At 40.0% G+C, this 22,968-nt stretch carries 16 protein-coding genes; 8 read left to right on the forward strand and 8 right to left on the reverse strand.

Going from position 1 to position 22,968, the window contains the following annotated elements; translation table 11 throughout:
* Positions 1-121 precede the first annotated feature (121 nt).
* Positions 122-502, reverse strand: a complete 381-nt coding sequence (locus tag I6J02_RS07460) for a VanZ family protein (RefSeq protein WP_201681112.1) — start codon at positions 500-502, stop codon at positions 122-124.
* Between the two features lie 219 nt (positions 503-721).
* On the opposite strand from I6J02_RS07460, the gene I6J02_RS07465 reads away from it, so the two are divergent.
* From I6J02_RS07465 to I6J02_RS07490, 6 genes are all read left to right on the forward strand, one after another.
* Positions 722-1,057: a PadR family transcriptional regulator gene (locus I6J02_RS07465; protein ID WP_115170281.1), complete on the forward strand. Its 336-nt coding sequence runs from the start codon at positions 722-724 to the stop codon at positions 1,055-1,057.
* A 26-nt stretch (positions 1,058-1,083) separates the two neighbouring features.
* Positions 1,084-2,820 carry a PspC domain-containing protein gene (locus I6J02_RS07470; protein ID WP_201681113.1) on the forward strand — a complete coding sequence of 579 codons (1,737 nt, stop codon included), beginning with the start codon at positions 1,084-1,086 and terminating at the stop codon, positions 2,818-2,820.
* A gap of 173 nt (positions 2,821-2,993) precedes the next feature.
* Positions 2,994-5,414 carry a TonB-dependent receptor domain-containing protein gene (locus I6J02_RS07475; protein WP_201681114.1) on the forward strand — a complete coding sequence of 807 codons (2,421 nt, stop codon included), beginning with the start codon at positions 2,994-2,996 and terminating at the stop codon, positions 5,412-5,414.
* A gap of 110 nt (positions 5,415-5,524) precedes the next feature.
* Complete coding sequence (locus I6J02_RS07480; protein WP_201681115.1) at positions 5,525-6,106, forward strand: TIGR00730 family Rossman fold protein; 582 nt, start codon at positions 5,525-5,527, stop codon at positions 6,104-6,106.
* A 38-nt stretch (positions 6,107-6,144) separates the two neighbouring features.
* Complete coding sequence (locus tag I6J02_RS07485) at positions 6,145-6,969, forward strand: SMP-30/gluconolactonase/LRE family protein (protein ID WP_201681116.1); 825 nt, start codon at positions 6,145-6,147, stop codon at positions 6,967-6,969.
* 130 nt (positions 6,970-7,099) lie between these two features.
* Positions 7,100-8,401: a UDP-N-acetylmuramoyl-tripeptide--D-alanyl-D-alanine ligase gene (locus I6J02_RS07490; RefSeq protein ID WP_201681117.1), complete on the forward strand. Its 1,302-nt coding sequence runs from the start codon at positions 7,100-7,102 to the stop codon at positions 8,399-8,401.
* 38 nt (positions 8,402-8,439) lie between these two features.
* On the opposite strand, the gene I6J02_RS07495 is transcribed toward I6J02_RS07490, so the two are convergent.
* The 6 genes from I6J02_RS07495 to xseA form a co-directional block, all read right to left on the reverse strand.
* The gene (locus I6J02_RS07495) at positions 8,440-10,830 is read right to left on the reverse strand and encodes a TonB dependent receptor (protein ID WP_201681118.1); all 2,391 of its coding nucleotides are present in this window, start codon (positions 10,828-10,830) and stop codon (positions 8,440-8,442) included.
* A 159-nt stretch (positions 10,831-10,989) separates the two neighbouring features.
* Positions 10,990-11,433, reverse strand: a complete 444-nt coding sequence (locus I6J02_RS07500; protein WP_115170267.1) for an RrF2 family transcriptional regulator — start codon at positions 11,431-11,433, stop codon at positions 10,990-10,992.
* A 63-nt stretch (positions 11,434-11,496) separates the two neighbouring features.
* Positions 11,497-13,143, reverse strand: coding sequence for an alkaline phosphatase PafA (gene pafA, locus I6J02_RS07505; RefSeq protein ID WP_201681119.1), 1,647 nt, complete (start codon positions 13,141-13,143; stop codon positions 11,497-11,499).
* A 7-nt stretch (positions 13,144-13,150) separates the two neighbouring features.
* Complete coding sequence (uvrA, locus tag I6J02_RS07510; RefSeq protein WP_201681120.1) at positions 13,151-15,955, reverse strand: excinuclease ABC subunit UvrA; 2,805 nt, start codon at positions 15,953-15,955, stop codon at positions 13,151-13,153.
* A gap of 145 nt (positions 15,956-16,100) precedes the next feature.
* Positions 16,101-16,328 (reverse strand): exodeoxyribonuclease VII small subunit, encoded by a 228-nt coding sequence (xseB, locus tag I6J02_RS07515; protein ID WP_201681121.1) that lies wholly within the window; start codon positions 16,326-16,328, stop codon positions 16,101-16,103.
* Complete coding sequence (gene xseA, locus I6J02_RS07520) at positions 16,318-17,592, reverse strand: exodeoxyribonuclease VII large subunit (protein ID WP_201681122.1); 1,275 nt, start codon at positions 17,590-17,592, stop codon at positions 16,318-16,320. Before xseA ends, xseB begins: the two co-directional genes overlap by 11 nt.
* Before the next feature lie 189 nt (positions 17,593-17,781).
* Between xseA and I6J02_RS07525 the strand changes: the two genes are divergently transcribed.
* Positions 17,782-19,542, forward strand: coding sequence for a serine hydrolase domain-containing protein (locus I6J02_RS07525; protein WP_201681123.1), 1,761 nt, complete (start codon positions 17,782-17,784; stop codon positions 19,540-19,542).
* Between the two features lie 144 nt (positions 19,543-19,686).
* Positions 19,687-20,856, forward strand: coding sequence for a dipeptidase (locus I6J02_RS07530; protein WP_201681124.1), 1,170 nt, complete (start codon positions 19,687-19,689; stop codon positions 20,854-20,856).
* On the opposite strand, the gene I6J02_RS07535 is transcribed toward I6J02_RS07530, so the two are convergent.
* Positions 20,853-22,742, reverse strand: a complete 1,890-nt coding sequence (locus I6J02_RS07535) for a sodium:solute symporter family protein (protein ID WP_201681125.1) — start codon at positions 22,740-22,742, stop codon at positions 20,853-20,855. The two genes, I6J02_RS07530 and I6J02_RS07535, sit on opposite strands and share 4 nt — an antisense overlap.
* Positions 22,743-22,968: the final 226 nt, after the last annotated feature.

Below are 22,968 nucleotides of genomic sequence, written 5' to 3' on the forward strand. Positions count from 1 at the left end.
CATTATTTTCGCTTGCCTGAATTCACCGACGGGCATCCACAGTCTTTCTTAAAGATAGAGCAGGAGCTAAAACATACTGTCGTGAAGACAATCAGAAGTGTAAAAATCCAGTATTTTCTTTTCATATTGTTCTTTTATGATAGAGTAATGAATAGGCAAATACACCCATACCTATACCCACAGTGTCTGCAAAGATATCCCACCAGTCTGCACTTCTTGTCGTTGTAAGGTACAGTTGTATCCCTTCAGTAAGAAAGGCAAAGGATACTGCTATCAGTATGATTATAATACTTGTCTTCAGCTTGGTTGCTCTTCTTTTGGACTGTAAAACCGATCCGAAGTAGGACAGGATCGTAAAGACAAAAAAGAAACCGGTGTGTACAAGTTTATCAAATCCTTCGAACGTACTGACGCCATTGAAATCATTGGACGGAAGGCTGATCAATATAAGAACGATTATGGACCACAAAATCGTCCATGAATAGTTTATTAAAAATCTCATTAAAATATGCTTTCATTTTAAGGAAGGTTAAGCAGCCTTCCATGTTTTAAAAATAGGGAAAAATAACGGAATAATAATTTTTTTAACCTTTTGATTCAGTATTAGAAAAAAACATAAAAAATTATTTTGCTGATTATCAGGCTGTTGTTTATTTATTTTCATAAATTATAGTACTATGTATTGCAAAGTACAGGATAAAGCATATATCTTTGTATTGTTATGATAGCTGAAAATACACAAACACAAATGAGGAAAGGGATCCTGGAATACTGTATCCTTTCTATTATTTCCCGAGGGGAGATATATGCCTCAGATATTATCAGCGAACTAAAAAAGGCGCAGTTACTGGTAGTAGAAGGTACTCTATATCCATTACTTACTCGACTTAAGAACAATGGTTTGCTGAGTTATATTTGGAAGGAATCAACTTCAGGTCCTCCAAGAAAATATTATGAGATCACAGCAGAAGGTCTTCAGGTTCTCGAAAAATTAGATGTGACCTGGAAGGAACTGGTATTTGCCGTATCCACATCAATTGAAGGAAGAATAAACTAAAGACTAAACAATTAGAGACATATATCATGAATAAGACAATAATTATCAATATTAACGGGATCGTCTTCCACATAGAAGAGGATGCCTACGAGACACTCCGATCTTATATGATCGACATCAAACGCCATTTTGGTAAATCGGAGGATAGTAAAGAGATTCTGGAAGATATCGAAAACAGAATTGCTGAGATGTTTAGCGAGCGTATCGAGAGCGGGCGTAAAGAAGTCATTAACAACGAAGATGTGAATGATGTGATCGCTCAGATGGGAAGAGTGAGTGACTTTGATACAGCAGATGAATCTTATGGTGAAGGGTATACACAACAGGATTATACAAATAACCAGTCTTTTACTTTTGGCAAAAAGCTGATGCGTGATCCGGATGATACGGTTATCAGCGGTGTGTGTAGCGGGATTGGACATTATGTAGGACTTGAAGCTCGTTGGGTACGTCTGCTGTTTGTTTTGTTTGTTCTTCTGGGAGGTTCAGGTATATTGGCTTATGTGATTCTCTGGATTATTATGCCTGTAGCTGTCACCCGCGCAGATAAAATGGAAATGAGAGGAGAAGCTCCGAATCTGCAGAATTTTAAGAAAAATTTTGAAGAAGAAATGAGTGGGTTTCGCGAAAATTTTTCGGGGGCCGGCGATTCTCTTAGTCAAGGAGTTCGTTCGGCCGGCGATGTTATCGTCAAGATCTTGACTGTGTTTGTAAAGGCAATAGGATTGGTAATCGCCTTTTCAATAGGCTTGAGTTTACTGGGATTATTGATCGCTGTGATTTTCTTCGCCTTCGGAATTTCCGGATTTAGTGACAACGGAATTATGTATCCTGTCAATTTCATGGAACCGAATCAGGCCTATATTGCACTTATAGCAGCTGCTTTTGCAATCGCAATACCTATGATCGCTATATTTTACAGTATTATACGGGCGCTTTTCAATAAAGGTTCCATGAATAAATATGTATCGATTTCCTTATTTATTGTTTGGTTACTGGCGACAGGAGTAAGTATTTCTTATGGGGTCAACACGATGAAAGACTTTAAGGAAGAAAGTACAATCGTTGAAGAAAAGCCTCTTCAGAGACAGGCCGTTTATCACCTGAGTGAGCGTGATGTAAGAGTGATCAAAGTAGAGGAAAGCAATACCAAAAGAACAATCAAGATAGATGACAGGGATCTTAGCGATTTTCTGAAAAATAATATCAGGGTTAGAGTTGAAAAAATAGACTCTCTGAAAGCTCCTTATATCAAATATGAGTATTCATCAAGAGGTAAAAATTATCAGCTGGCGACCAATCGTGCTTCGCAAATCAGATATCAGGTAACTCAGGATAGTCTGGGCATACATTTCGACAGTCACTTTAAATTAAGAGAGAAAGAATTGTACAGAGATCAGGAAGTAACAGTAACTCTTTACCTGCCTGTAGGATCTAAAGTAATCATTGATCGCTCTTTGGAACATAAATTAAGAGATATCTCTTACTACGATTGTAAAGTAAGATATGAAGAGGATGTGAAAGAAACGGAGTGGAACGTGACAGATCTGGGATTGAAATGTGCTATTGAACCGAAAGAAGAAGTTTCAGAAGATCAAGAGGTGACAATTGAACAGGACTCCATTAATCACAGCGATGATGAAACAAATGTAAATATCTCTAAAGATGGGATCAAGATCACAACGAAAAACTCAAAAGACACTTTGGTGAATATTGGGAAAGATGGTGTGAGAATAGATACGAAGGAGAAGAATAAAAAATAAAGAAAGCGAAATCGGGAAAGGAATGCAACCTTTTCTTTCCCGTTAGCGTCTAACCTATATAAAACAGTAAACAACAACAGGCCAACCGCCACAAACTGATCATCAATACATCGGAGTGACAGCTTATTTCGGAGAGAATTTTCCGGAACAGGGAAGCCTTATTTTTAAAATCTATGAAAAGACTAGTACAATTATTAATTATTACAGCCGTATTCTGTGTTGGGAAACTGAATGTGTGGGCGCAGGACAACAACCTGAAAGGAAGGATTGTGGATGAAAAACAACAGCCTGTTGCTGCGGCGACCATGTATCTGTATGTGGCGGAAAAACAATTGCTTCTGAAATCCACAGTCTCCAATGAAAAGGGGGAGTATGAGTTTGTAAATGTTCCGGAGGGAAAATATATCATTGAAGCAAACAGTGTCGGATATGCAAAGGAAAAATCAGCAATCACGGATATAAATGGTCAGAACAGAAGAGTCGCTGATCTTATTCTTAAAAATTCTTCAACTGTACTCGCAGAAGTAGAGGTACAGGGAAAGAAGCCTCTGATCGAGAATAAACAGGGGAAGTTGATTCTGAATGTAGAAGATTCACCATTGGCTGCGGGTAATAATGCGCTGGAAATTATCAAGAGAGCTCCAGGTGTAAGTGTAGATCAGAATGACAATATTCAGCTGATGGGGCAGAGTGGTATCAATGTGACGATAGATGGCCGTCAGACTTATATGACAGGAGATCAGTTGGCAACTTTATTGAAGAGTACCGATGGCAATCAGGTGAAGTCTGTGGAAGTTATTACTGCTACTTCAGGTAAAGACGATGCAGAAGGATCTACGGGTACGATCAACATCGTGCTGAAGAAGAATAAAATTGAAGGCTTCAACGGAAATTTCAATGTATCTGCTGCACAGGCACGCAGATTCAGAGGCAACACTTCCCTGTCTGTAAATTATAAAAAGAACAATACAAATGTGTTTACATCATATTCCTATTTCAATGAGCGCTATATCAATGATATCAACGTCGACAGAACTATTGCAAATAATGGAATAAATACTAATTTTTCTCAGATTAGTCAGATTGATGCACGGGACAAGACACATAGTTACAAATTTGGTATAGAGCAGAAAACATCAGCAAAGAATACAATGGTACTGCAATTCATCGGTCGTAACAATAAAGAACTGAATGATAATTGGAGTACAACGGAAGTACGAATTGTCAACAATCCTATAGATTCGATTGTAAGATCAGCTTCGGATTACAAAGAGCGTTTCAATAACTATTCTGTCAATTTTAACAATGAATTTAAGATTGATTCTGCCGGACGCAAACTGGTATTGGATCTGGACTGGAGCAGATTCAGAAATAACAAAGGAGCCGATTATGATAACAGAACTTTCCGTCCTGATAACCAATTGATAGGTGCAGCAGAATTGCTTCAAAGCGATATGCCTATAGGGATTGATATTTACGTTGCGAAATTAGATTATTCTCATCCTATAAATAAAAATCATACCCTGGATGTAGGTGCTAAATATTCCAATGTGACATCTGATAACGATCTTTTATTTGAGCAGTTTGAGGATAATAATTGGATTAATGATACGACCCGAACAAATCACTTTATCTATAAAGAACAAATCGCTGCCGGATATGTGGATTATTCAGGTCAGTTTGGAAAATGGGGATTAAAAACCGGATTAAGAGCAGAATATACACAGTCTGATGGTAATTCCATAACAATGGGTAAACGGTCAAAACGTGATTATCTGGATTTGTTTCCTACCGGAACACTGACCTATACGGTGAGTCCCAATCATATTGTATCTGTTGGGTATGCAAGAAGAATTAATCGTCCAAACTATAAGTATCTGAATCCGTTCGATTATTTCATTGATAAGTTTACATCTGAGAGAGGAAATCCGTATCTGAATCCACAATACGCAGATGAATATAAATTTAACTATACTTTATTGCAAAAGTATAACGTCGCTATGGGCTACACCGTCAAGAAAGATGCGATAGTGGAGAGTATGGGGCAGGATGCGACAACGAATACAACCTGGGTAACACGCGAAAATCTGGGAAGAAATAAAGAGGCTTATATCAATCTGAATGTCCCGGTGACGGTGACAAAATTCTGGTCGATGTATAACAACCTGACAGCTGTTTACATGAAGTTTGAAGGAGAGGTTGCCAATAACGCGTTAAACCGTCAGACAGTAATGTTTCAGGGAAATTCCATGAATACCTTCAAGATCTCATCTTTGTTGTCTGCAGAGGCTAATGTGAACTATATGTCTCCGTTTTCTTATAACATTTATAAGCTGGAATCGCGCTGGAATCTGGATCTGGGAGTTACCAAGACCTTTAAGAACCAAAGAAGCCTTATCAAACTGGCCATAAACGATATATTCAATACAGGTAATCATAATCTGTCCACAAACTTTGGTGAATTTAATACCCGAATCCGCCAGACGCATGATCGCCGTGTAGTCCGATTGACCTACACGTATAAGTTTGGAAATCTGAAAAATAACTTCAATAAAAAGGACACCGGTAACGAAGAGAAAAGCCGGGCCCAATAAAAGATTGTTTCAATGTTTAGTTAGTTATGACCGTAAGCGCGCGAGGCACTTACGGTTTTTTTATACATGCAAAATCTGAATGTTTTGGGATTATCATTATCTTTAAAACTATGAAGAGTGTAGCTATATTTTGTGCGTCAAGTCCGGGATTTGATGAAGTTTATATGAACAGTGCCTATTTCGCAGGGCAAAAATTAGCCGACGAAGGTCTACGTATTGTGTACGGAGGTGGTCATGTAGGGTTAATGGGTGCTGTGGCAAATGGTGCTTTGGCTCAGGGAGGTGAGGTGATCGGTGTGATTCCTCATTTTCTGAATAGCAAAGAGATCGGGCATAAAGGAGTGACTCAGCTGCATGTGGTGGAAAGTATGCATGAACGAAAGCAGATGATGAATGACCTGAGTGATGGCGTGATTACGCTACCCGGAGGCTTTGGTACAATGGAAGAACTGTTCGAGATGATTACATGGGGACAGTTGGGGCTGCATTCCAAACCTATAGGACTGTTAAACGTTAATGGATTTTACGATCATCTTATCCTTTTTGTAAATCACATGGTAGAATCAGGATTGCTCTCTGCAGAAAACAGGGATATGTTATTGGTTAGTGATGATATCGAAGATCTGCTGGAAAAGATGAAAAACTATCAGGCTCCGCAACGACCGAAATGGCTGACGAAAGACGGGAATTAATTTTTTTCGTATCTTTAAGAATATAAGCTCTTTATATTATGAAAAACACAATTCTAAGTCTTTCCCTTTCCTTTCTGTGCATTACAATGGCAGAGGCACAACATCAATTAAAAGAAATCTGGCGTACACAGGAAGAAATGCCTGTTCCGGAATCTGTTCTTGCAGTACCTGACAAACAATTGTATGTGTCATTAATTGACGGAGGAGGAATGGAAAGAGACGGAAAAGGAGGTGTTGCCCTATTAAATACAGATGGGACAGTAAAAGAGAAAGATTGGGCTACCGGAATGAATGCACCTAAAGGATTAGGATTGTATAAGAACAAACTTTATGTAGCGGATATAGACCATGTCGTAGTGGTGGATGCCAAAAGCGGTAAACTATTGGAGAAGATTGAAGTCCCCGATGCTACTTTTCTAAACGATATAGCAATTGACGCTAAAGGGACAGTATATGTTTCTGATACGCGTTTAGGAAAAGTGTTTAAACTGATTAACCACAAACCTGAGGTTTTTCTGGAGGATGCAGAAAGTGCCAACGGGCTTTTGGTGGTTGGGGATAACCTTTTGGTACTTGCCGGTCCGGAATTGTGGAGTGTACATGCACAAACGAAAGAAAAGCAGATTCTTGCAGAAGGATTTGAGCATGGCGGGGATGGAATAGAAGCTGTAGGTAACGGGGATTATATTGTTACCTGTTGGCCGGGTGTGGTGTATTATGTAAAGGCAGATGGAAATTTTGAGAAACTATTAGATGTTGAAGGAGAGTTTAATACTGCCGATCTTGGCTATGATGCAAAGAAAAAAATCGTGTATATCCCTACTTTTAATGGCAATAGCGTGATTGCGTATCAATTACAATAATATTTTCCAGATTTTACGGAGCATATGGTTTGATTTTATAAGGAAGAATCTTGCTCATATTTGTTAACCGTCGACAGACTCTTGCATATAGTTACAAGTTTATCTAAGTTTGTGAAACAAATTCTTGATCATGACTATTGAAGCGCTATACGATTTATATTTACAACATCCATACGTATCTACAGATACCCGTAATATTTTGCCGGGGAGTTTGTTTTTTGCGCTTAAAGGGGCTAATTTCAATGGAAACAGCTTTGCTGATCAAGCCTTACAAACCGGTGCGAGCTATGTGATTATTGATGAAGCACCACATGCTAAAGACGGACGTTATATTTTGGTAGATGATGTTTTGGAAAGCCTACAGCAGCTCGCTAATCATCATCGTAAAACATTGAGTATTCCTGTTATCGGTGTGACAGGAACAAATGGCAAGACGACCACGAAAGAACTGTTACATGCTACCTTGTCGCAGAAATTTAAGACGTATGCAACAAAGGGAAATCTTAATAACCATATCGGAGTTCCACTGACTTTATTATCTATTGATTCGAGCATACAAATTGCAGTAATAGAGATGGGTGCAAATCACCTCAAAGAAATTGCTTTCTTGTGTACTATTGCGGAACCAACACATGGTCTGATCTCAAATGTAGGAAAAGCACATCTGGAAGGATTTGGTTCATTTGAGGGGGTGAAGAAAACAAAAGGTGAATTGTATGACTATTTACAGAACCACAATGGCACGTTGTTTCTTCAGGCAGACAACCCGCATCTGAATGAAATGGCTGCCACACGTAAAATAAGTGAAGTAGTTACCTACGGATTTGCTGAAACCAACGATGTAATCGGGAAATTGCTAAAGGCGGATCCGCTCCTGCAGATTGAATGGAAGGAAAAGGATAAGTCTGATTCCTATACCGTCCACACACAATTGACAGGATCATATAACACAGAGAATTTTTTGGCAGCAATAGCTGTAGGATTATACTTTGGTGTCAGTGCTGAGCAAATTAATACCGGAATTGAGCGTTATGTCCCTAAAAATAACCGCTCACAGGTGACAAAGACAGAGCATAATACCATTATAGCTGATTATTATAATGCAAATGCCAGCAGTATGGCTGCGGCACTCGATAATATTGAAGTCATTGATGCTACCCGCAAGGTGATCATATTGGGAGATATGTTTGAGATGGGGGATGAGTCTGATGCAGAACATGAAAAGGTGGTGCAACGGGCAAAATCTATCGGAGCTGACCGTTTGATTTTTGTCGGAAAGGCATTCAAAAAACAAGCCTATCTTGAAGCGGAATTTTATGAAACCTCGGAAGAGGCTAAGCAAGCTTTGATTGACCGGCCGGTAATCAATAGTACAATTCTGTTAAAAGCTTCCAGAGGAATGGCATTTGAACATCTGATGGATGTATTATAAAACAAGAGCGGCCGGAAATATTTCCGGCCGCTTTTGTTTTATCCTGCCCGACGCATTTCATCATCATTTGCATTAGATCTGTTTATTTCTCTTTTTTTACCTTTTTTGAAATTATAGCGGACCGTCATGCTGACCTGTTGGCTATTGGAATATTTGTACCGTGTGCGGCGAATATCATTAACATATGCATCATACTGGAAAGCTCCGGATTTGAACAGATCATTGCCGTTGATAGAAATTTGCAGTGTATCTTTAACAGCCTGGTAGGTGATGCCTGCATGCTGTACAAATCTGGCTTTGGTTTCCAATACACTGGCATTGCTGGGCGAGCTGTAAGATGAATTTAAAGTCAGCACCAGTTTGTTGTCTGGCAATACCTGAATCTGTTGGTATAGACCGGCAGTTACGTTAAAGCCGCTAGTATCATCAATCAATGCCAGGTCTGAACCTCTTTTATGTGCCTGAAAAGCTAACTCAGGAGACATTTTCCATTTTTTCCACAGATTGAAATCAGTACTTGCATACAGACTGAGAATATCCTGATTTACAAAATTGTCCACTCTGCTTTCACGCTGTCCGGTTGTCGTATCGATTTTCATGTATTCCGCATAAATATCACGTGCGGAATAATAGCTTGCATAAAATGTCCACTTTTGTTTGAGCACATACATAAAGGTCAGGTCATTACTGAAATACGGTTGCAGGGAAGGGTTTCCGTGCGAATATTCGTATGCATTGGTATACCAGGCAAACGGATTGACCCATGAAAATTCAGGTCGCTGAATCTTTTTGCCATAAGACAGATTAAACGTATTGTTCTCATCTTTATTGAATGATGCGCTGAAGGAAGGAAAGAATTTCGTGTAATTCCTTTTTGTGATCTGTTCATTCGTAATGCTGCTGCCTTCTGTTTGGGTAGCTTCCATACGAAGTCCTCCCTGCAATTCCCACTTGCCTATAGTTTTATTTCCCTGAAAATAAAGGGCCTGAATACGTTCCTTATACTTGAAATTATCAAACTTATCTTCACTTGCATCCCAGTTATTATTTACAAACTCATAAAACGAAGTCTCATTCTGATTTTTGTTGAAGATAAGTTTGCCTCCTACGTTCAGATTTACAATTTTGTTAGGAAGATCCACGGCAAGATTAGCCGTCTGTACAGCCACATTCTGATTGTTTCCGGAAAAGAAACGTTGCGTTTGTGTGTCGTTTCCCCCTTTGACGACCGAGTTGGTGAAATCCTGCTCTCTGTCAAACAAGGTAGATACCTGCGCATAATCAAATGTTAGTTTTCTGTTGCTCTTGCCGAATGTATGTACGTAATTCACATTATAGGAAAAGTTGCTGTAATCCTGAGGATTTGTTCCTGTAGTTCGTAGTGTCGAATCCAGTATCTTCTTGACATTATAGATAAAGGACTGATTATATTCTTCTCCTGTCGAAGGGCCTTTATAATAAGAAAAAGAGGCATTGATGGCATTACTGGAATCGGGTACAAACTCGATTCCGGCAGTAGCGGACAGACTTTTTTGCTGGGTTGTCTGTTCATTTTTGTCCTGCCATAGTCCTGAAGTATAGAAAATGTCATTGGTGCCGTAAGTCCAGTTTTTTCCTTTATCTACTCCCACAGATCCCCATGTCTGCCACTTTCCGGTTAACATATTAAAATTACCTCCTAATGAAGTGTTTGCATATTTGGACTTCGTCTGGGTCACGTAGGTGGAGGCATTAATTCCCTTTTCTTTTAACTCTTTCAATACAATATTGATAACTCCTCCTCTGGCATCCGCATCATATTCTGCTCCCGGATTGTGTACTATCTCGAGCTTTTCGAGCATGTTAGCTGAAAGAGTGGCGAGATAAGAAGTCAGTTGTTCTCCGCTCATATGTATTTTTCTGCCGTTTATGCGAATTTCTGTTCCCGTTTTCCCAAGCAGATTGATCTGTTCTTCCTGTATCTGCACGGTAGGGGCAATCTTCATTATCTCCAGTACCGAACCCGTTTCAACTACACTGGGACTGAATTCTAATTTCCCGTTTCTGAAAACGACAGTTGGTTTGTACTTTCTGATCTCTACTTCAGCCAGCTCTTTAGATTTACCATCTTTTTCGACTGTAATCAGGCCCAGATCAAGTTGTTTTTCGACTGTTATTTCTTTTTGATAAAGAAGCTCTTGTAAAAAAGTAACTTTCAGCAAATAAGAACCCTTATCTGATGTAAGCTGGAATTCTCCATTTTCATCTGTGGCTCCTGCTGTGATCATTTTACCGGCTCCTTTGCCTTGATACAACGTTACTACAGCCGATGAAACAGGAGAATCACTGGAATTCCGGATTTTACCGGAAATATTAATCTGCGCAAATGTGTGTTGCGAAATGCCTATAATTAAGGGGATTATTAACAATAACCGGTAGAGATTTTTCATAATTAATCGGTTCAAATATGTACAGTAAAAATAAGTTATTGTTAATTAGCATGATGTTAAATAAGGTTAACGAATGTTAAAATAAAAAGGAGATACTACAAAAAAAAGCACATTGCGTTAATGCAATGTGCTTTTTTATATCTTGCTTTCCGGCAGAACTTAAGGCCTGATATCCAGATTTAGTTCTTTTTCTTTATTGATAAGATGTGCGATGCTTGTATCATTCAGGATCTGCAGCATAGCATTGCGGACGTCGATAAAAGTATCGCGTATACCACAGACATGTTCTTCTGTACATTCATCACAGGAACGATAGAAGTTAAGACTTACGCAGGGTAATAATGCAATAGGTCCATCGATAAGACGCATAACCTGTGAAAGAAAAACATCTTCCGGAGCTTTGTTAAGGCTGTATCCGCCACCAGCACCTTTTTTACTGTACAGGATACCAGCGTTTCGCATTTCTAATAAGATCTGTTCCAAAAACTTTTTCGGAATATTTTCTTCATCAGCTATTTTAACAATTTGCATCGGCTCCTTCCCGTAATTTCGTCCCAAAACCATCAAAGCCTTGATTGCGTATTTTGTTTTCTTAGAAAGCATAGTTTAACTCCATTGATAATCCACAAAAATAAGCAAATTAATTGCGATTTTCATATGATGGTTTTATTGACCTAATACCTCCAGTATCGGCTTACCAATATTGCCGTTCGGTTCAGTAATATGCAGTAAAGAAGAAATAGTCGGCGCAATATCTGTCATATTAACCACTCTGTTTGAAACACCCGGTTTGATGCCCCATCCCATAAATATCAACGGAATATGGGAATCATAAGGTGTCCATGTGCCGTGCGTGGTTCCTGTAGAGCGCGGAGATCCGTCATACCATTGCGGTTCCAGTACAATCTGGATAACTCCGCTTCTTTTCATGTTGTACCCGTTGATGATACGCTCACGAATAGGTTGTGGAATCGCCATATTGTCTCCTTTTTCCACATCTACCACATAGGCTACTCCTTCTTCTTTTTTCAATACTTTGATAATCTCTTCTTTTACTTTATCGACATCCAGATTGGATTTTTCGATTAGCGGGTAATTCAGGTGAACCTGATAGTTCATCAGACTTTTAACCAGCTTGGTAACTCCGAATTTTGCATTCAATGCTTCATCCAGATCTTTCATTACCTGACGGGAAAAGAAATAACCTCCATTTCCTTTCATATCCATAAAATAGCGGGAGTTATAGGATGCACCATGATCTGCAGTCAGGAATAAAGTATAGTTACCCTGTCCTACTGTTTTATCCAGATAATTGAAAAACTCTTCCAGCTGTTGATCCAGACGCAGGTAAGTATCTTCAATTTCAATAGCAGATAAAGAATAGCGGTGACCTACATAATCCGTGGATGAAAGGCTTACACAAAGGAAATCCGTGTTTTTTGTCGGATTATTTCCCATTTTTTCATTCTCAATAGCTGCTTTTGCCAGATCCAGAGTCAACTGGTTACCATATGGAGTTGTTTTGATCAGCTCATAACCTTCATCCTTCATCAGCTTGGAAGTAAGGTGAGGAAATGTTGGTTTATCCTCGCCTGCCCATTTTCCTTCGTATACATTGTCATCAGCAATACTGGAAGTATAGGTCGAAATATCATAAAGTGTATTCCAGTCTTGTTTCAGGTATTTATCGGCCAGTTTCTTGTTGTTAAAATCCTGTACCCATTTTGGCAGTTGATCCATATAGAAATTACTGCTGATCCAGTTACCTGACTTGCTTTCAAACCAATAAGCTGCATTTGCAAAATGACCGGCAGGCAAAATTCCTCCTCTGTCTTTGAGAGCAATACCGATTACTTTTGATTTGAAATTAGAAGCCAGGCGCAATTGATCTGTCACCGTAGATGTTAACAGATTGCGTGGAGACTGTTTTCCTTCTTTTTCAGTAGTTCCTACACCTGTAACACTTGTATCTTGTGTACAGTACATAGATTCTCCGGTCTGTTCCATGATCCAGTCGTTTCCTGCAATACCGTGAATGGACGGTACACTTCCGGTGTAGACCGAACTGTGCCCGATAGCAGTATAAGTAGGGATATAATTAATGTATGTATTCTGGCAGGTAAAGCCGTCATCTAACAGTCTTTTGAAACCTCCTTTACCGTAGCGGTCAGCAAAGCGGTAAAGATAATCCCAGCGCATCTGGTCTACCATTAACCCGACCACCAGTTTTGGGCGTTCAGGTTGATTTTGTGCCTGGGCAGTCAATCCCAGTATTCCGACAGTGGCTAATATTAGTACTTTTTTTAGCTTCATAGTAATATTAATTGTTGTTTAAATGATTCTTTAGGTATTGTCCTGTGTAAGATTCCTTGCATTTGGCGAGTTCATCCGGAGTTCCTTCAAAAACCAACTGTCCGCCTTTATTTCCTCCTTCAGGACCGATGTCGATAACCCAGTCCGCAGATTTGATCATCTCCATATTGTGCTCGATCACCAGGATACTGTTTCCTAAAGCGATCAAAGCATCGAAAGATTTCAGTAATTTTTTGATATCATGGAAATGCAGACCTGTAGTCGGTTCGTCAAAAATAAAAAGAGTCTTTTTACTGTTGTTCCCTTTGATCAGGAAGGAGGCAAGTTTGATTCGCTGTGCTTCTCCTCCGGACAAGGTACTGGAAGACTGCCCCAGTTTTACATAGCCCAGACCTACATCCTGCAGGGGTTGTAGTTTGGAAATGATTTTAGCCTGATCCTTGAAAAATTCAAGGGCTTCATCTACGCTCAGGCTTAATATGTCAGATACATTTTTGTCCTTAAACAGTACATCCAGGACATGTGGTTTGAATCGTTTGCCTCCGCATGCTTCACATGGCAACACAATATCCGCCATAAATTGCATTTCGATTTTTACTTCTCCCTCGCCCTGACAGACATCACAGCGTCCGCCTTCTACGTTAAATGAAAATGCAGCAGGTTTTAAGCCTCCCGCTTTTGCAACCGGAAGATTGGCGTACAGGGCACGAATTTCATCCCAGGCTTTTACATACGTCACCGGATTAGATCGTGAGGACCGGCCTATCGGATTCTGATCGACCATTTCCACTTGCTCTATACTGTTAATATCACCTTCAATAGCGTCGAAGATACCTGTTTGCTCTCCGGAATAATTACCTATCGCTTTTTGGAGAGCAGGAAACAAGATTCTTTTCACTAAAGAGGTTTTTCCCGAACCAGACACCCCCGAAACAACGGTAAATACATTGAGAGGGAAGGCAACATCTATGCCTTTGAGGTTATTTTCACGAGCACCTTTAATTTTGATGCTATCATGCCATTTTCTTCTTTTTGCTGGAATATCAATTTGCTCTGTTCCGCTCAGATACTGGCCTGTCAGACTTTTTTTATCCTTCAGGATCTGAGAGTAGGTTCCTGCAAATACTAATTCTCCCCCGTTAATACCGGCTTCAGGGCCGATATCAATAAGGTAGTCCGCAGCTTCCATCATTTCCTGTTCATGCTCCACTACGATCACCGTATTTCCAATGTCGCGTAGTGATTTCAGCACCCCGATAAGGCGTTGCGTATCACGGGGATGTAATCCAATGGAAGGTTCATCCAGAACGTAGATGGATCCCACTAATGAGCTTCCAAGTGACGTAGCCAGATTGATGCGCTGAGATTCTCCGCCGGATAAAGAATTGGATAAGCGGTTAAGAGTCAGATAACTCAGTCCTACATCGCACAGGAACTGCAGTCTGTTATTGATCTCTGCCAATAACCGTTTTGCGACAATCTCTTCATTTTTTGTCAGTTTTATCTCCCGGAAAAAAGTGAGCGCCTGATCTAATGGTAACAGTACAATGTCGGTAATCGAACGATCAGCGACTTTGACATAGGTTGCATCTTTACGCAGACGAGACCCTTTACAATCCGGACAATCTGTTTTACCGCGATAGCGGGATAGCATGACACGATACTGGATTTTGTAAGTTTGCTCTTCCAGTTCCTGAAAGAACTCATTCAGTCCGCGGAAATAAGAGTTTCCTGTCCACAGCAATTCTTGCTGCTCAGGTGTCAGATCCCCATATGCACGGTGTATCGGGAAATCGAATTTGAGTGCAGATTTGATAAGTACCTGCAACCATTCTCCCATCTTTTCACCGCGCCATGGTGCGATAGCACCATCATATACCGAACGACTCTTATCAGGAATCACCAGATCCGGATCTATACCTATGATTTTTCCGTAACCTTCGCAACGGCGACAGGCTCCATATGGATTATTGAAACTGAAAAAATTGGGAGTGGGTTCTTCAAATGTAATACCATCCAGCTCAAATCTATCAGAGAAAAAATGCTTAGCACCATCTATATCAACAGTACAGACTCCTTTTCCTTCGAAAAAAGCAGTTTGCACAGAATCTGCCAGACGACTGATGGTTTCTTCCTCCTGATCTAACCGGATGCGATCAATAACAATTTGTACCTCATCATCTTTGAAGGATTTGTTCGCCACATTTTTATCATCTATAAGCTGCTCTATCTTTTGCATCTTGTCCTGATACCACACGCGGACAAAGCCTTTTTGTAAGAGTAAAGAGAGCTCCTCCTTTAGTTTTCTGTTGTTCAGCGGGATTAAGGGAGCAAATATGGTAACTGTAGCCTCATCCTGTGCTTTCGAAATAAAATCTACAACGCTTGATACCGTATCTTTAGTTACTTCCTTTCCTGAAACAGGAGAGAAAGTCTTGCCTATACGGGCAAAAAGGAGTTTAAGATAATCATAGATTTCTGTAGATGTCCCTACGGTAGATCTGGGATTGCTGGTAATGACACGCTGTTCAATAGCAATAGCCGGCGCTATACCTTTTATATAATCTACTTCAGGTTTATTCATCCTGCCCATAAACTGACGGGCATAGGAAGAAAGGCTTTCTACATAACGGCGTTGTCCCTCTGCATAGAGGGTGTCAAAAGCTAAAGAAGACTTTCCCGAACCGGACATTCCGGTAATAACTACAAGTTTGTTTTTCGGAAGACTGACATCAATGTTTTTGAGGTTATTGACTCGTGCTCCTTTTATAAGTATATGAGTTTTAGGGCTGTTTTTTTCAGAATCTTGCATGCAATAGTGACTTATCACGCTGTTTTTCAGTGAATTTTCGAAAGCAGCATGGCAAATTTAAGGAATTAAAATATCTTATGATACCCTGATCGACGGAAACTAATTAAACAACAATATCTTTACACTTCGGTTATAAGCACGTCTGTTACTCTTCTTCCGGGCTAACATGTGCCTCAGCAGGGGCAAGATTCGCCAGGAGCTGGTTTACTTCTTCTTCTGTAGAAATCAGTTTGGTGCGACAGACTTTGATAAGGAGAGCTGCCCGTTTGATCTTTTCGGACAGTTCATCAATATTCGTGCTTCCTGAAGAGATATCATTGACAATTTGTTGCAGTTCGTTGAATGCATCTGTATAGCTGTAGTTAGTCTCCATATTGTTGGGTATTAATGGCATGTACTGTACTGGAAACTTCTCCATCCTGCACGCGTGTGCTGATGCTGTCTCCCGGTTTGACCTGTACCGTTGAAGTCAGTAATTGCCCGTTTATTTTTGTTATTGAAAATCCGCGTTGCAGCAGATGTACCGGATCAGCTAACTGCAGCAGCTTTTCTGTATTTTCTAGAAAAGAGAGTTGCTCCTTTATGTGTTGCTGAAATCCGGTTTTAAGATCCTTTTCCAGAATATGGATATTATTTTTAGCCATCTGGACCATATGTTGCGTAGTCCATCTGATATCTGAAGCAAACACATTCAGTTTCTGAGCTTGCTGTTCAAATATCAGGCTGCTGTAATGGTGGATTGTTTCGGAGGCGCGGTCCAGCGGGATAGCAAAATTATGAAATCTCTGCAGAAGAAAATCAGCTAATTCACTGGGGGTAATAGCATTTTTATAAGCCACCATTTCACTTACTGTAAGGTTCGTTGAATGTCCTATACCCGTAAGAACCGGCAGTGGAAATATAGCTATAGCTCTTGCCAGCAGATAATTGTTATAGCTGGATAGTCCGACTTCTCCACCACCTCCCCGGATTATGGCAACTACATCATATTTATCCTGATGTTCTGCCACTATACTAAGCTGTTGAATAATGGAAGGAATAGATTTATCCCCTTGTAACAGGGCAGGATACAGGGTGCATTCGAATCGGTATCCCCAGGGATTCTGTTGAATGATCTTGTAAAAATCGGATAATCCTTTACTTGTTTCTACAGATATAATAGCTATACGCTTGGGAATTACAGGGAAAGGGAGAGACTTGTTCAGATCGTAGATTCCCTCTTCTTTAAGACGTTGTATGCTCTCCAATTTTTCTTTTTCCAGTTCCCCCAGTGCGAAAGTCGGATCTATATCTACAATTTTAAGACTCAATCCATACATAGGATCGTAGGAGATGCTGGCCTGAAAAAGCATCGTGATACCTTCGCGAAGCGGCTCACGTACCGTCTTCATAAAATTTATGTTGATCCGGTTGTAGTCCGCCTTCCAGAGGATAGAACGAATTTCTGCGACAATTTTACCATCTTTTTTTTCAACCAGTTCAGGATAACAATGTCCGGAATGCGTGTAATGATTCAGCTTATTCATCTCCGCTTTAATCCAATACATACTCTTGTAACGATCCGCAATAGTCTTTTGAATACTTTTCGTTACTTCCAGTAAGGAGAAAATGGTTTTATTGTCGATAACCTCTGGCATTAAACAAACTTAGACAATCTTTCTTTGATAAAAAAGTAACGATTTTAGCAGATTGTATGTAATATTTTTACTGGATTGGAATAAAAAAGACAAATTGTATGCATGTTTGTGCATTTTTGGAGTTTAAATTTACAGCAAAAAAGAATTTATTCGTTACTTTTATCATCGTAAACCCTAAATTAAAGACGTATGAAAATCCATAAATGGGTAATCGCAGCAACTGTTTGTAGTTTTTTGGGAACACTTCCTCTGTACGGACAGTATAAATCTGCTGTCAAAAATGAGAGTGTGTTGCTCCTTAATCAGGAGGGAATGATTCCTCTTAAAAAGCTGGATGACTATAAAATTGTTATTGCCAGCCCTTCTTCAGATAAATTTGCGGATTTTATTGCTCAGGCCGGACGTTACACCGAATTTGAAACAAAGGGGCTGGAAAAACTGGATGAGAGTATTAAGTATGCGAATACGGTTATTGTTCCATTACAAGATGCGGATATCACGGATCAATTCGTCTACCAGCTGGTGCAGGCCCGTAAAAATAATAAAAAGATCATCCTTGCTGTTTTCGGTAACGGAAGCGGATTGACGAAATTGAACAGCCTTACAATACCAATTCTGTTTAATACAAATACAGATAGTCAGACGCAGAAAAACGCGGCTATGACAATTTTTGGCGGGATCTCCAGTACCGCAAAACTGGATAAGACTTATAGTTTTTATTTTCAAAAGGGAGCCGGTTTCAATACGAATCAAACCAGACTTCAGTATACAGAGGGGCAGAACAGCTCTCTTAATCTAAATAAGCTCACAAAAAAAATAGATGAGATTGCTGCAGAAGCCATCAGCAAACAAGCGACTCCTGGTGCTGTAGTGATGATTATTAAGGATGGACAGGTCATTTTTGAAAAAGGCTACGGATATCACACTTATGACAAAAAGACGCCTACGACTATAGGTAATATTTTTGATCTTGCTTCCGTGAGCAAAATTGCAGGTACAACCCCTGTTATTATGCGTCTTACAGAACAACATGTGATCAATCTGGATAGTACCATAGGAGACTACCTGTATCAGGCACAGGCAACCAATAAAAAGAACATCTCCTTAAGAAGTGTAATGTTGCATGAAGCAGGATTTACTCCCTTTATTCCATTTTACAGAAACCTGAAACCCGGAGATCTGGAACGTCGTTTTTCGGCAAGTCATCAGGTGAAAGTTGCAGATAGCTGTTATCTGCTGAACAATTACTACAGAGATGTGATGTGGCCTGAAATGCTAAATTCTCCGGTCAAGCCGGTCGGCAATTATGTATACAGTGATATCAGTATGTATGTCATGAAAGAAGTTGCAGAGCATCAGACGGGCGTACCTATGCAGGATTATGTACAGAAGAACTTTTATAAGCCGTTGGGTATGAAGACTGCAGGATATCTTCCAAGAGACCGTTTTGCAAAAGAAAATATTATTCCTACAGAGCATGACACTTCTTTTCGTAAAGTCCTTTTACAAGGTTATGTTCATGATCAGGGAGCTGCAATGGCCGGTGGAGTGGCAGGACATGCCGGGCTTTTTGCTACCGCAAATGACCTGGCCATATATGGTCAGTTACTTTTAAACAGAGGAGAGTATGGTGGAAACCGCTATTTTAAAGGAGAAACAGTGGATCTGTTTACCAGCAAACAATCCGCAACGAGCAGACGAGGACTTGGATTTGACCGTTGGGATCCGAATCCAAAAAATGAATATCCTTCTAAAGGTGCAAATAGCTCCGTATATGGACATACCGGATACACCGGTACATGTATCTGGATAGATCCGTCTAATCAGCTTATCTATATTTTCTTATCCAACAGAGTTCACCCGCAGGTTTCATCTAAATTGCTGGACCTGAATATCCGCAGCCGGATTCAGGATGCCATATATGAGACGCTCGATGAAGTAAAGAAATAAAAGTAGGGTCTGTCAATCGTTGAAAAGCCGTATTCTAATGAAATATCATGTCGTACAGGCTGCACAAACACCAATGAATATAGTTTGGATATTCTGTATTACCATTGAAAATCAAATTATATACATGGAATAAAAGATACTCTTATGATTAAAATAGTCAAACAGTTAACTGTAGGAATTACACTTATGAGTGCTTTCTCTTCTGTATTTGCCCAGGATTACAAACAGATTCATAAGGATCTGATTGTCGTGGATGGCCATAATGATGTGATCTATGAATCTATTTTCAAGGGCAAGGATATTGGTAAGCGGCTGAATACAGGCCATACAGATCTCCCCAGGCTTAAAGAAGGCGGGGTGGATGTGCAGGTCTTTGCTGTATGGTCGGATGATAAGAAATGGAAAAAGGGTGCATTTAATCATGCAAACGACCAGATTGATGCGCTGGAGAAAATGATTTCGAAAAATTCGCAGCAGATCGAACTGGCCAAAAGCTCCAAAGATATAGATGCCATACTGAATAAAGGAAAGATTGCTGCGGTGATAGGTGTAGAAGGTGGCAACATGATTGAAAGCAAAATTGCGAATCTGGAAAAGCTATATGACAGGGGAGTCCGTTATCTTACATTGACATGGAATTATAATCTTCCATGGGTTACAGCAGCAGCTATTGAGGTCAAAACAAGCTCTGATAAAGGTAAGGGACTGACAGCGCATGGAAAGGATATTATCCGAAGGATGAATGAACTGGGGATGATGGTGGATCTTTCTCATGGAGGTGAAAAGACTTTTTATGATGTTATCGCCACATCTACCAAACCGATTCTGGTATCTCATAGTAATGCCTATGCTTTAATGCCACATTATCGTAATCTGAAAGACGAACAACTGGAAGCCTTAAAGAAAAATGGCGGAGTCATCGGTGTAAATTTTTATTCGGGATTTTTAGATCCGACGTATACAGAACGGGTCAAGAAGCTTTACCGCAAGCATTTTGGAGATAAAGGGAACTATAAATTATCCCCTACCCGCCAATATGAAAAACTGCCAAAGAAATTACAGCATGAGGCTAATGCTCCGATGTCCAAATTGCTGGAACATATTAATTATCTGGTTAAGAAAGTCGGTGTCGACCACGTGGCCATAGGATCCGATTATGATGGAATCGAATCTCCTCCGCGTGAGCTGGAAGATGTAAGTACATTCCCCTTATTGACTAAAGCACTTCTGGAACAGGGGTATTCCAAAGAAGATGTAGGCAAAATAATGGGAGGTAATTTTCTACGCTTACTGCGCGAAAACGAAGTACATTAGAATTTCTGATCAATACTTCTGAAGTTTTTCTTCATAAATTCATTGTATTCTTTCTCCTCGATATTCATCTTATCGTACCAGTTTTTCTTGAGGATAAGTGAGGTAATTCCTAAGATCAGTATACTGGTGAATAACGGAAAGCCTTGCTTGATTACAATATACATGGGTATGAGGGTCAGGCTGCATTGCCAGATAATGCCGATAACAATATTGAACATATCACGCTTGAAGTTTGTGTTTTCCTTAAGATCCGGATATTGTGCCGTTGCTTTCTGGATGATGGGCTTCCAGAATCCCCAGGGACGTACTTTGATATAAAAATCTATCAATACTTTTTCTTCTGTAGGTTTGGAGAGCAATGTGCCCGCTATACATCCGGTAACGGATACCAACAGGAGTGCAGGGAAATAATAAAGAGGAAGTATATCCGGAAAAAACAGCGGTGCAATCATGGATGCGATAATACCTGAAAGCATTCCCCAGAAGAAACCGTTCCCATTGAAGCGCCACCAATGCCACTTCAGTACATTGGCGGCAATATATCCGCCATATAATGCGGATACGATCCATTGCAATACGGAATTGATGTTGCTGACATACATACCAATAATGGTACTGATAATCACGACAAGAGCAGATACGATATAGCTCACTCTGATCTGTGTCACTGCTGAAGCTTTTTTGTGTATACATTTCAGGAATACATCATTGACCAGATAGGCCTGTGCTGCGTTGACCGTAGAGGCGAATGTAGACATAAAAGCAGATAAAAGTCCGGCCAGTAAAAGACCCACCAGCCCTACGTGTGCAAATTCATTAATTGCTCTGGGTAAAATAGTTTCAAAATCTATACTATTTCCCATATTGTTAAAGTCTTCACTGAAAAAGACAAGAGCAAGAACTGTGAATCCCATAATCATAAGGTATCTTGGTATCAACAGAATGACAGATACAGAACCGCTCATGAGTGCTGCTTCTTTGGGGCTTTTGCAGGCTAATATCTTTTGCATATCATAATTGGCTGCCGGACCTGCCATACTCATAAAAATTCCTTTGAAAAGCATCATCATCACAAATATGGTAAACAGACTATACTGATCTTCATTGATTTTGTCCATAATGGAGGGGATGAGATTACTCCAGTCGAGGTCCAGTGTCCAGCCAAAAGACGGAGAACCCCAGCCTGCAGGAGTGTGAGCTGCCAGCATTTCAGGGCTTACTTTATTCATCGCGATAACAGCGATCACCATTCCGGATACGGTCATAATACTGAACTGTACAACATCGGCCCAGACAATACTGTGCATACCGCCTAGCATCACATAGAAAGTTGCAATACCGGTGAAAAAAATTCCGTAAACCTGTGCGACGGACGCTGTTTCAAGATGAAGCGGAATATATTGGGAGACAAATTCCCAGGGAAAGAATACTTCCATAAACTTGCCGATCCCGATAAATCCATAACTTAAGAACCCCAGTACACCCATCAGGGCATAGAGGATCACGATAGTATGAGAGAGATTGGCCCCCCGTCCATAACCAAACCGTGTACGTATCCATTCTGCTCCTGTAAGTACATTGGAGCGCCGCAACCATACGGAGAGATAGATCATAAGGAAAACCTGATTAAATACAGGCCACAGCCACGGAATCCAAAGACTCTTGAATCCATACACAAATGCAAGGTAAACCATCCACATGGTGCCTGAAATATCAAACATTCCGGAAGCATCGGAGAGACCCAGTAAATAGAAGGGAAGAGATTTGCCGCCCAGAAAATAAGAGTCAAGATTTTTAGATGCTTTCTTTTTCAGCAATAAGCCGATGACAATCATTGTAATGAGGTATACAACAATAATAAGAATGTCTATAAACTGGAGTTTCATTGGAAATCTGCTATCCTTTTGTATGTATCAACCGGAATATAATTGTTTAAGGAGCGGCTAAAGGTACATTTTTTCTCTTTCTTTACAAGTGTAATATAGTAGTCACCGGTTAGTCTTCAGAAATTTTTCTGAAAGTTGACCCGTCTCTAAAGGTTAATATATCAAATAGATAATGTCGTTGTTCTATCCCATCCTTGTTAGCGGATGGAGCGTAAATAACACATGA

It is taken from the genome of Sphingobacterium spiritivorum, from assembly GCF_016725325.1.
In the GTDB taxonomy this organism is placed as follows: Bacteria; Bacteroidota; Bacteroidia; order Sphingobacteriales; family Sphingobacteriaceae; genus Sphingobacterium.

Excerpts from the sequence above, each read along its gene's own strand:
- I6J02_RS07460 (WP_201681112.1), bottom strand. The coding sequence starts at position 502 with ATGAGATTTTTAATAAACTATTCATGGACGATTTTGTGGTCCATAATC.
- I6J02_RS07465 (WP_115170281.1), top strand. The coding sequence starts at position 722 with ATGATAGCTGAAAATACACAAACACAAATGAGGAAAGGGATCCTGGAA.
- I6J02_RS07470 (WP_201681113.1), top strand. The coding sequence starts at position 1,084 with ATGAATAAGACAATAATTATCAATATTAACGGGATCGTCTTCCACATA.
- I6J02_RS07475 (WP_201681114.1), top strand. The coding sequence starts at position 2,994 with ATGAAAAGACTAGTACAATTATTAATTATTACAGCCGTATTCTGTGTT.
- I6J02_RS07480 (WP_201681115.1), top strand. The coding sequence starts at position 5,525 with ATGAAGAGTGTAGCTATATTTTGTGCGTCAAGTCCGGGATTTGATGAA.
- I6J02_RS07485 (WP_201681116.1), top strand. The coding sequence starts at position 6,145 with ATGAAAAACACAATTCTAAGTCTTTCCCTTTCCTTTCTGTGCATTACA.
- I6J02_RS07490 (WP_201681117.1), top strand. The coding sequence starts at position 7,100 with ATGACTATTGAAGCGCTATACGATTTATATTTACAACATCCATACGTA.
- I6J02_RS07495 (WP_201681118.1), bottom strand. The coding sequence starts at position 10,830 with ATGAAAAATCTCTACCGGTTATTGTTAATAATCCCCTTAATTATAGGC.
- I6J02_RS07500 (WP_115170267.1), bottom strand. The coding sequence starts at position 11,433 with ATGCTTTCTAAGAAAACAAAATACGCAATCAAGGCTTTGATGGTTTTG.
- pafA (WP_201681119.1), bottom strand. The coding sequence starts at position 13,143 with ATGAAGCTAAAAAAAGTACTAATATTAGCCACTGTCGGAATACTGGGA.
- uvrA (WP_201681120.1), bottom strand. The coding sequence starts at position 15,955 with ATGCAAGATTCTGAAAAAAACAGCCCTAAAACTCATATACTTATAAAA.
- xseB (WP_201681121.1), bottom strand. The coding sequence starts at position 16,328 with ATGGAGACTAACTACAGCTATACAGATGCATTCAACGAACTGCAACAA.
- xseA (WP_201681122.1), bottom strand. The coding sequence starts at position 17,592 with ATGCCAGAGGTTATCGACAATAAAACCATTTTCTCCTTACTGGAAGTA.
- I6J02_RS07525 (WP_201681123.1), top strand. The coding sequence starts at position 17,782 with ATGAAAATCCATAAATGGGTAATCGCAGCAACTGTTTGTAGTTTTTTG.
- I6J02_RS07530 (WP_201681124.1), top strand. The coding sequence starts at position 19,687 with ATGATTAAAATAGTCAAACAGTTAACTGTAGGAATTACACTTATGAGT.
- I6J02_RS07535 (WP_201681125.1), bottom strand. The coding sequence starts at position 22,742 with ATGAAACTCCAGTTTATAGACATTCTTATTATTGTTGTATACCTCATT.